The 10,249-nt window shown below is 70.0% G+C and carries 7 protein-coding genes and 2 tRNA genes; 7 read left to right on the top strand and 2 right to left on the bottom strand.

Translation table 11 applies throughout. The annotated features are described in order from the left end of the window. Window positions 1–1,259 (top strand): protealysin inhibitor emfourin (locus N865_RS17115; protein ID WP_034808559.1); only part of this gene is annotated, 1,259 nt, incomplete at its 5' end. 57 nt (window positions 1,260–1,316) lie between these two features. On the opposite strand, the gene N865_RS17110 is transcribed toward N865_RS17115, so the two are convergent. Next, window positions 1,317–2,612 carry a hypothetical protein gene (locus N865_RS17110; RefSeq protein ID WP_034808557.1) on the bottom strand — a complete coding sequence of 432 codons (1,296 nt, stop codon included), beginning with the start codon at window positions 2,610–2,612 and terminating at the stop codon, window positions 1,317–1,319. Continuing rightward, entirely contained in the window at window positions 2,609–3,115 is a 507-nt protein-coding gene (locus N865_RS17105; RefSeq protein WP_034808555.1) for a SigE family RNA polymerase sigma factor, read from the bottom strand. The genes N865_RS17110 and N865_RS17105 overlap by 4 nt, the downstream gene beginning before the upstream one ends. Before the next feature lie 488 nt (window positions 3,116–3,603). Between N865_RS17105 and gyrB the strand changes: the two genes are divergently transcribed. From gyrB to N865_RS17075, 6 genes are all read left to right on the top strand, one after another. Next, window positions 3,604–5,781 carry a DNA topoisomerase (ATP-hydrolyzing) subunit B gene (gene gyrB, locus N865_RS17100; protein ID WP_084328332.1) on the top strand — a complete coding sequence of 726 codons (2,178 nt, stop codon included), beginning with the start codon at window positions 3,604–3,606 and terminating at the stop codon, window positions 5,779–5,781. A gap of 306 nt (window positions 5,782–6,087) precedes the next feature. Further along, window positions 6,088–8,688: a DNA gyrase subunit A gene (gene gyrA / locus N865_RS17095; RefSeq protein ID WP_245603819.1), complete on the top strand. Its 2,601-nt coding sequence runs from the start codon at window positions 6,088–6,090 to the stop codon at window positions 8,686–8,688. A gap of 110 nt (window positions 8,689–8,798) precedes the next feature. Further along, entirely contained in the window at window positions 8,799–9,539 is a 741-nt protein-coding gene (locus N865_RS17090; RefSeq protein WP_245603818.1) for a DUF3566 domain-containing protein, read from the top strand. Between the two features lie 243 nt (window positions 9,540–9,782). Next, a tRNA-Ile gene (locus N865_RS17085) sits at window positions 9,783–9,859 on the top strand. 26 nt (window positions 9,860–9,885) lie between these two features. Then, window positions 9,886–10,074, top strand: coding sequence for a DLW-39 family protein (locus tag N865_RS17080; protein WP_034808552.1), 189 nt, complete (start codon window positions 9,886–9,888; stop codon window positions 10,072–10,074). A 22-nt stretch (window positions 10,075–10,096) separates the two neighbouring features. Continuing rightward, window positions 10,097–10,172, top strand: a tRNA-Ala gene (locus tag N865_RS17075). Window positions 10,173–10,249 lie beyond the last annotated feature (77 nt).

The raw sequence follows: 10,249 nt of genomic DNA, 5'->3' as shown, positions 1-10,249 counted from the left end.
CACCCCGACGCCCCGCCGAGGGTGCCCCCGCCGGCCCGAGCCGGACGATCGGCGACGCCGCGTCGCGGCAGCGCACCCCGGGCACCCAGGTCCGCGCCGAGGGTGAGCCCGCCACCGGCGACCCGGCGGTCGACGAGGCCTACGACGGGCTCGGCGCGACGTGGGAGCTGTGGTGGGCGGCATACGGCCGCAGCTCCCTCGACGGCAAGGGGATGCCGCTCCTCGCGACGGTCCACTACGGCGACGGCTACGACAACGCCTTCTGGGACGGCACCCAGATGGTGTTCGGCGATGGTGACGGCGTCGTCTTCGAGCGGTTCACCAAGAGCCTCGACGTCATCGGTCACGAGCTCGCCCACGGCGTCACCGAGCACACCGCGGGACTGCTGTACCACGGGCAGTCCGGCGCGCTCAACGAGTCGATCTCCGACGTCTTCGGGGTCCTCGTCAAGCAGCACGCCCTCGGGCAGTCCGCGGCCGAGGCGGACTGGCTCGTCGGGGCCGAGCTGTTCACCCCGTCGGTCCGGGGGCGGGCGCTGCGCGACATGCAGCACCCGGGCACCGCCTACAACGACCCCCGCCTGGGCACCGATCCCCAGCCCGCGAGTATGGACGGCTACGTCGACACCGTCGACGACAACGGCGGTGTCCACATCAACTCCGGGATCCCTAACCGGGCCTTCGTCCTCGCCGCGCTCGCGATCGGCGGCAACGCCTGGGAGGACGCCGGCGCCATCTGGTATGCCGCCGTGTCCGGTGACGGGATCCGCGCGGACTGCGACTTCGCAACCTTCGCAGACCTCACCGTCCGCGCGGCCGTGTCGAGGCACGGTGACGGCTCGCCCCAGCACACCGCGGTCCGCGACGCCTGGGCCGCGGTGGGCGTCCTTGAAGGGGCCGCCGCGGGAGGGGGCTCGGGCTCCGACGGCCCTGTCGCGTCCGGTGGGCAGGGTGGCTCGGAGGTGCCGAGTCCCGATGCGCAGCTGCGGCTCCGGCGGACCGGCGGCTTCGCGGGCATCGTCCGCGAGCGCGAGGTCGCGCTGGGCGACCTGCCCGAGCGCGACGCCAAGGACTGGCAGCACCTCCTCGCCGCACCGACCCTCCAGCGGATCGCCGCGACGAGCGAGCAGTCGCACCCTGACGCGTTCTGCTACTCCGTCGTCTGCGAGCAGGCCGACATCGACGTCACGGTGGCCGAGCCGCACCTCCCCGAGGCGATTCACCAGCTCATCGAACGGACCCTGCGCGCGGAGCACTGAGCCGACCCCGCCACCGGGTCTCCGACCTGGCCGGGCACGGACGGTGACGGACGGCGATCAGTTGGACTCGAGCCGGTACGGAGCGTCGAGCTCGGGGATCCCCTCGTTGCCGACGGGCTTGGCCGGGGCGAGCGGCTGGCAGGAGCCCTGGAGGTCGCACCGGCTGAGAGCCTGCTTCCCGACGCCAACGCCGTGCTCCACGGTGATCGACCGGCTGTCGTCGTCGAAGAAGACGTCGCCGATCCCCCGGCCCTCGACCGCCACCTGTCCGTCGCTCGTGCGCACGAGGACGAGACCCCCGTAGAGGGGTGAGCCGTCCGGCGCCAGCGCGGAATGTGGCAGCCCGTCGATGATGCCGGTGGCGAGCAGGAGCGTGCCGTCGGGCGAGAAGCGGTCGAAGAGGAGCGGTCCGCAGAGCCGCCACACCGGCGACTCGTCATCGAGGCGGCGCAGCTCGTGGCAGAGGGCGTCGGGACCGGTCTGCGCGAGATGGACGAGTCCGATGCGCTGCGCCTCGTTGACGGTCTCCAGGGTGCCGGCCAGGTCCTTCGTCTCGCCTGTCGTCACGTCCCACGCCACCGACGTGCCCGTGTCGCCCTTCGCGGCATAGACGGTCGTGCCGACGAGTCCCGCCAGCGTGTAGCCGCCGCCCCCGCCGCCCGTCGTGCAGCGGCACGTCGACGCCGGCAGCCGGGCCAGCCGCTTGCCGCTGGAGTCGTAGTAGGCGAGGTCGCCGGCGTAGGTCGCGATGACGAAGTGCAGCCGATCCGGGCTGACAACGACCTTCATGACCTGGGTCAGCTGCGCCTTCTCGCGGCCCGACGAGTCGAGGAGAACCCTGGCGGGGCTCGCGGAGCTGCCGACGAGCCAGCCGGCCCCGACCCGGTGGAGCTGGTCGGGGCGTGCGACCGCTCGAGGCAGGGACACGGTCTGCGACCCGTCGTGGATGACGCCGTTCACGGCGTACGCGGCGTCGGTCGTCGCGGTGAGGTCTCCGGCCGTGGGGACCAGCAGCACCGGAGCGGGGTCGCCCGAGGCCGTGATCGTCGGGACGGTCGTCGGTGTCGGGGAGCCCGAGATGGCGCCGCCCGTGGGAGGCGGCGTGCTGACCACCGTCGTGTGGGACGTCCCCGCAGGGAGGGGTCGGCTCGCCGTCGGGCGCAGGGAGGCCCAGCCGACCGGAACGGCCACGGCCAGCACGAGTCCCGCCGCGAGCAGACCGGCACCGACCTCGCGGCGTCGGTTCGCCCGGTCACGCTCGATGGCGCGCTCCGCGAGGTCGCCGACGACGACGCTGACACCCTCACCCCGTTCCTCGAGCATCTCCCGGAGGCTTCGGTCCATGGCGTTCATGCGGTCGCCTCGCTCATCTTCGTGCGCAGCGCGGAGAGCGCGCGGCTCGTGTGGCTCTTGACGGTGCCCACCGTGCACCCGAGGATCTCGGCGGTCTGGGCCTCGCTGAGGTCCTCGTAGTAGCGCAGGACGACCGCGGCGCGCTGCTGGGCCGGGAGCGTCTGCACCTGCCGCCAGAGGTCGATCGCCTCGGAGCGGTCCAGCCCGGTCGTCGCAGCGGGCGCCATGACGTCGAGCACGTGACTCACCGGTGTCTCGCGCTGGCGCAGCAGGTGTCGCCATCGGCTGTTGCTCTCGTTGACCATGATCCGGCGGACGTAGGCGTCCGGCCGTTCGACGGAACGCACCCGGTCCCAGTGCCGGTAGACCTGGGCGAGCGTGTTCTGCAGCAGGTCCTCGGCGGCGTGCCGGTCGCCGGTCAGGAGGTAGGCCAACCGTGCGAGCGCTTGTTCCCGCGCCACGACGTAGGCCGTGAAGTCGGCCCTCCGGTCGACATCGTCCATGACGGCTTCCCCTGTTCCCGCGCAGTCCTCTGCGTGATCCCCCTGCTGCGACCCGCAGCGCGGCGCTGACACCACCCCAGACGGTCAGGGCGCGGCTCAGGTTGTCACGCCGGCGCGGGGTCTTGGCCGTATGCCGTTCGCCTCCGCGGGTGCGCCCGCACCCACCCGCGGGACCCGCCAGAACGGCATACGGTGGAGGGATGAGCGTCACGGCGGGGACGCCCGCCGGGACGGCCCCCGAAAACGTCGCACAGGCGCCCTGAGGGGCCGGGTGGCGATCCTCCCCCCGGATCTGTGGGTGTTCTGGCCGGAAAATGCCCGTGTCGGGGCTCTGAGGGGCACGTTCCACCCGTGCGGACCGTTAGAATGAGTGGTACTTCGGCTCGACCTGCGTGTCGGGCCGTCCCGGTGTCGCCCGCAGGGTGACCATCGCGCGCGGTGTCGACCCGATCTTCGGCTCGCGCGGTCTGCACGAACTGAGGAGAGACGTGTCCGAGGCTGACCAGACGCCCGCCGAGCAGCAGCAAGCAGAGACCACGGGCGCCCAGCCGTCCGCGGACCGGGCCCAGGGCCGCGCACCGGCATCCCGGGACGAGCTCGAGCGCCGACCCAACGGCGTCGACTACGACGCGAGCGCCATCACCGTCCTCGAGGGTCTCGAGGCGGTGCGCAAGCGTCCCGGCATGTACATCGGGTCCACGGGTGAGCGGGGCCTGCACCACCTCGTCTACGAGATCGTCGACAACGCCGTGGATGAGGCCCTCGCGGGCTACGCCGACACGATCGACGTGACGATCATGGCCGACGGCGCGGTCCGGGTGAAGGACAACGGTCGCGGCATCCCGACCGACATCCACCCGACCGAGAAGATCAGCGCCGTCGAGCTCGTCTTCACCCAGCTCCACGCCGGCGGCAAGTTCGGTGGCGGCGGCTACAAGGTCTCGGGTGGCCTCCACGGCGTCGGCAGCTCGGTCGTCAACGCGCTCTCGACGCGCCTCGACGTGTGCGTCCGCCAGAAGGGCCACGCCTTCCGGATGAGCTTCGACCACGGCGTGCCGACCGGCCCGTTGACGCAGATGGAGGAGACCGACGCGACGGGCTCGACCATCACGTTCTGGGCCAACCCCGACATCTTCGAGTCCGTCGACTACGACTTCGAGACACTGCGCGCCCGCCTCCAGCAGATGGCCTTCCTCAACAAGGGCCTGACGATCAACCTCATCGACGAGCGCGTCGAGCGGTCGGTCGGCGCGGCCGGCGAGCCGGACCTCGACGACATGGAGAGCGACCTCGAGGAGGTCGAGGAGGAGGGCGACAACGGCCACTCCGGGCAGGGCGACGGCGAGAAGAAGACCGTCACCGCCAAGAAGGTCACCTACCGCTACGACAACGGCCTCATCGACTACGTCAACCACCTCAACGCGAGCAAGCGGAGCGAGCCGGTCCACCCCGAGGTCATCAGCATCGAGGTCGAGGACGCGGCGAGGTCGCTCAGCCTCGAGCTCGCGATGCAGTGGACGAGCGCCTACAGCGAGTCGGTCCACACCTACGCCAACGCGATCAACACCCACGAGGGCGGCACGCACGAGGAGGGGTTCCGGGCGGCGATGACCAAGCTCGTCAACGACTTCGCCCGCCGCCAGAACCTCCTCAAGGACAAGGACGAGAACCTCACCGGCGACGACATCCGCGAGGGCCTGACGGCCGTCATCTCGGTCAAGCTCGGTGAGCCGCAGTTCGAGGGTCAGACCAAGACCAAGCTCGGCAACTCCGAGGTCAAGGGCTTCGTCCAGCGGGCCATGACCGAGGAGTTCGGCGACTGGCTCGAGCGTCACCCCAACGAGGGCAAGGACATCGTCCGCAAGTCGGTCCAGGCGGCCGCGGCGCGCATGGCGGCCCGCAAGGCCCGCGAAGCGACCCGGCGCAAGGGCCTGCTCGAGTCGGGTGGGCTGCCCGGCAAGCTCAAGGACTGCCAGAGCAAGGACCCGAGCATCTCCGAGGTCTTCATCGTCGAGGGTGACAGCGCCGGCGGCTCGGCCACCCAGGCGCGCAACCCGCACACGCAGGCGATCCTGCCGATCCGCGGCAAGATCCTCAACGTCGAGAAGGCGCGCATCGACAAGATCCTCGCCAACAACGAGGTCCAGGCGCTCATCTCGGCGTTCGGCACGGGTATCGGCGAGGACTTCGACATCGCGAAGGCGCGCTACCACAAGATCGTGCTCATGGCCGATGCCGACGTCGACGGCATGCACATCCGCACGCTGCTGCTGACGCTCCTCTTCCGGTTCATGCGCCCGCTCATCGAGGCCGGCTACGTCTACCTCGCGCAGCCGCCCCTCTACCGCCTGCGCTGGAGCAACGCGCCGCACCAGTTCGCCTACAGCGACCGCGAGCGCGACGGCCTCGAGGAGATCGGCAAGGCCAAGGGGTGGCGCCTGCCCAAGGACAACCCGATCCAGCGCTACAAGGGCCTCGGCGAGATGAACTACACCGAGCTCGGCGAGACGACCATGGACCAGTCGACCCGGACCCTGCTGCAGGTGACCCTCGAGGACGCCGCGAAGTCCGACGAGGTCTTCGCCGTCCTCATGGGCGAGGACGTCGAGTCGCGCCGGTCGTTCATCCAGAAGAACGCCCGTGACGTGCGGTTCCTCGACATCTGACACACGGCCGTATGCCGCCGGGCCGGCCCCGCGCGGACGTGACGTTCCACGTGAAACGTCGTCGACGGCATACGGCACCGAACTTGACGAGCAGGACAGAGAGACAAGGGAACTGACGTGAGCGAGCAGCCGCCCACCAACGGCGACGACGTCAACGAGACGCCCGACGACCAGGCCGCCGACATCCTCGGACCCGACCCGGACGGCGAGGTCGAGGTCGACGAGACCCACAACCAGGGCACGGCACCGGTCGTGCGCGACGGCGACGAGACCGACCGCGTCGAGGCCGTCGACCTCAACAGCGAGATGCAGCGCTCGTACATCGAGTACGCGATGTCGGTCATCGTCAGCCGCGCGCTGCCCGACGTCCGCGACGGGCTCAAGCCCGTCCACCGCCGCATCGTCTACGCGATGTACGACGGCGGCTACCGGCCCGACCGCGGCTTCAACAAGTGCGCCCGCGTCGTGGGCGACGTCATGGGCCACTACCACCCGCACGGCGACACGGCGATCTACGACGCCCTCGTGCGCCTCGTGCAGGACTGGTCGCTGCGCTACCCGCTCGTCGAGGGCCAGGGCAACTTCGGCTCCCGCGGCAACGACGGCGCCGCGGCCCCGCGGTACACCGAGTGCCGGATGGCCCCGATCGCCATGGAGATGGTCCGGGATATCACCGAGGACACCGTCGACTTCGTCCCCAACTACGACGGCAAGACGCTCCAGCCCGCCGTGCTGCCGAGTCGGTTCCCCAACCTGCTCGTCAACGGCTCGGCCGGCATCGCCGTCGGCATGGCCACGCAGATCCCGTCGCACAACCTGCGCGAGGTCGCCGAGGGCGCACAGTTCTACCTGCGCAACCCGGACATCTCCCGCGAGGAGCTGCTCGAGGCCCTGCTCGGCATCATCAAGGGCCCCGACTTCCCCACCGGCGCGCTCATCATGGGCCACAAGGGCATCGAGGACGCGTACCGCACGGGCCGCGGCTCGATCATCATGCGGGCAGTCGTCGAGGTCGAGGAGATCCAGAACCGCCAGTGCCTCGTCGTGACGGAGCTGCCCTACCAGGTCAACCCCGACATGCTCGCGCTCAAGATCGCCGACCTCGTCAAGGACGGCAGGATCTCGGGCATCGCCGACATCCGTGACGAGACGTCGGGACGCACCGGCCAGCGCCTCGTCATCGTGCTCAAGCGTGACGCCGTCGCCAAGGTCGTGCTCAACAACCTCTACAAGCACACCCAGCTGCAGACGACGTTCGGCGCCAACATGCTCGCCCTCGTCGACGACGTGCCGCGCACCCTGCCCCTCGACGGCTTCATCCGGCACTGGGTCGACCACCAGATCGAGGTCATCACCCGGCGCACGACGTTCCGCCTGCGCAAGGCCGAGGCCGACATCCACATCCTGCGCGGGTACCTCAAGGCGCTCGACATGCTCGACGAGGTCATCGCGCTCATCCGGGCCTCGAGCACCGTCGAGGTCGCCCGCGACGGGCTGATCGACCTGCTCGACATCGACGAGGTCCAGGCCCAGGCGATCCTCAACATGCAGCTGCGCCGCCTCGCCGCCCTCGAGCGCGAGCGGATCCTGCAGGCGCACGACGAGCTGCAGGCCATGATCGACGAGTACCGCGCGATCCTCGCCTCCGAGCAGCGCAAGCGCGACATCGTCTCCGAGGAGCTGCAGGAGATCGTCGACCGCTACGGCGACGAACGCCGCACGACGATCGTCCCGTTCGACGGCGACATGTCGATCGAGGACCTCATCCCCGAGGAGGACGTCGTCGTCACGATCACGCGCGGCGGCTACGCCAAGCGGACCCGTGTCGACCAGTACCGCTCGCAGAAGCGCGGCGGCAAGGGCGTGCGCGGCGCGTCCCTGCGCGGCGAGGACGTCGTCGAGCACTTCTTCACGACGACGACCCACCACTGGCTGCTCTTCTTCACCAACCTCGGCCGGGTCTACCGGGCCAAGGCGTACGAGCTGCCGGAGGGCTCGCGCGACAGCAAGGGCCAGCACGTCGCCAACCTGCTCGCGTTCCAGCCCGGGGAGACGATCGCCCAGGTCCTCGCGATCAAGGACTACGAGTCGGCCGACTACCTCGTCCTCGCGACGCGGGCCGGCCTCGTCAAGAAGACGCGGCTCGCCGACTACGACTCCAACCGGTCCGGCGGTCTCATCGCCGTCAACCTGCGCGACGGTGACGAGCTCGTCGGGGCCGGCCTCGCGTCGGCGGCCGACGACCTCCTTCTCGTCTCGCGCAAGGGCATGTCGGTCCGCTTCCACGCCACCGACGCCCAGCTCCGGCCGATGGGCCGGTCGACCTCGGGCGTCACGGGCATGCGGTTCCGCGGCGACGACCACCTGCTCTCGATGTCGGTCGTCCGAGACGGCGAGCAGCCGCAGGTGTTCGTCGTCTTCGAGAACGGCCTGGCCAAGCGGAGCAACGTCTCCGACTGGAACCCGAAGGGCCGCGGCGGCCTCGGCGTCGCCGTCGCCAAGCTCTCGGAGAAGGGCGGCGACCTCGTGGGCGCCCTCACGGTGAGTGAGACCGACGAGGTCATGGTCGTCATGGAGCGCGGCAACATCGTGCGCTCGCGGGTCAACGAGGTGCGCCTCACGGGCCGCAACACCCAGGGCGTGACCTTCGCGACGCCGGGCAAGAACGACGCGATCGTGGCCGTCGCCCGCAACGCCGAGAGCAGCGCGGAGGACGAGCTCGAGGAGGACCTCGAGGGGGCACCGGAGGGTGCGCTCGAGGGTGCGCCGGGCGGGCAGGGCGACTCACCTGCTGAGACGCTTGCAGGTTCGTCCGCTACGGTTCCGGCCAACGATGCCGTACCGTCGGACGAAAGTGCGGCTGATGAGGCCGAGACGTCCGAGGGGAACACCGGAGGTGACGAATGAGCACGACTAGCTCTGAGGGGCCGTTCAGCACGGCTGGCTTCGACTCGAGCTCATCGAACGGGTCACCCCGTGCGAGCTCGAGGGGCGCGGACTCGACGTCCGAGCTGCCCGTGACGCCGTCGACCGAGCCGACCGCCGGCGGCGGCGCGGCCGGTTCGACGAACGGCACGAAAAGCGCCTCCACTGGCGCCCCGAACGGCGCAGCCAGCGGCGCCCCCAACGGCGCTTCCAACGGCGCAGCCGCTGGCGCGACGGTGAGCGAGTCGACGACCCAGCTCTCTCGCGGCGCCATCACCAACCTCACACCGCCCCCTCCGCCGGCACCCGAGGTTGAGGCGCCCACGGCCCCCACCGCTCAGGTGCCTGTCGCCGAGGCACCAGCTCAGGCCACCCCGCGGGCCGCGGGAGCGCGGACGGCCACGTCGGCCCGGCCCACGGCCACGTCGGCTCGGCCGGCGACCGCTGCGGCCGCCCGCAAGGCGAAGGGTCCGCGCCGAGTGCGTCTCGCCGTCGCCCGGGTCGACCCGTGGTCGGTCATGAAGATGAGCTTCCTGCTCTCCGTCGCGATCGGCATCGCCGGGGTCGTCCTCACCGCTGTCCTGTGGATGATCCTCTCGACGATGAACGTCTTCACCGACATCGAGGGTGTCCTCCAGTCGCTCCAGACGTCGCAGACCGACCCGTTCTCGATCAAGGACTACGTCGGCTTCGGCCGCGTCGTCTCGCTCTCGATCGTCATCGGGGTCATCGACGTCATCCTCCTGACGGCGATCTCCACCGTCATGGCCTTCCTCTACAACATCTGCTCGGCCCTCGTCGGCGGCGTGCAGCTCACGCTCACCGACGACTGACCTACTCGGATCAGACGCCTCCGGCGGCCACGCCGCCACGCACGTATGCCGCTGGGCCCGGGAAGCCGGCCCAGCGGCATACCGCTCGGATCGGCAGGCGATGAGCAGGCGGCGGGGCGGCGTCGGATGGTGTGGAGGCCGGCGATCGCCCTCGTTTTGTGTGAGGGCGGCCCCATCGGGTAACGTTTCGCCTCGCGTCGAGGTCTTCGGATCCCGAACTCCTCGGTGCTCGTAGGTGACGATGGGCCTATAGCTCAGACGGTTAGAGCGCTTCCCTGATAAGGAAGAGGTCGGAGGTTCAAGTCCTCCTAGGCCCACCATCACCGCACCAACGAGAGGAAACCGAATGCTGAAGCGTGTCGCCCTCGTCGTCGGAGCGATCGCCGCCGTCACCTTCCTCAGGAAGAAGGCGAAGCAGCAGCAGGCCGAGCAGGACCTGTGGACGCAGGCAACGGACGATGTCCAGGCCCCGTCCGCTCCCGTGGTTCCCGCCCCGGCCGCTCACGTGCAGGACGCGCCTCCGGCCCAGTCCTGACACCCCCGGGCTCACGCCCACCGGGGCCATGGCGCAATTGGTAGCGCACCTGCTTTGCAAGCAGGGGGTTAGGGGTTCGAGTCCCCTTGGCTCCACCACAGGTCAAGTCCCTTTTCCAGTTCTGGGAAGGGGTTTTGTCAGTCGTGTTCAGAAGCACAATGCAGCAACCCGTCCT

Source organism: Intrasporangium oryzae NRRL B-24470, assembly GCF_000576595.1.
GTDB classification, from domain to species: Bacteria; Actinomycetota; Actinomycetes; order Actinomycetales; family Dermatophilaceae; genus Intrasporangium_C; species Intrasporangium_C oryzae.
The sequence above is the reverse complement of the archived record's forward strand: the minus strand, read 5'-3'. Positions and strand labels throughout refer to the sequence as shown.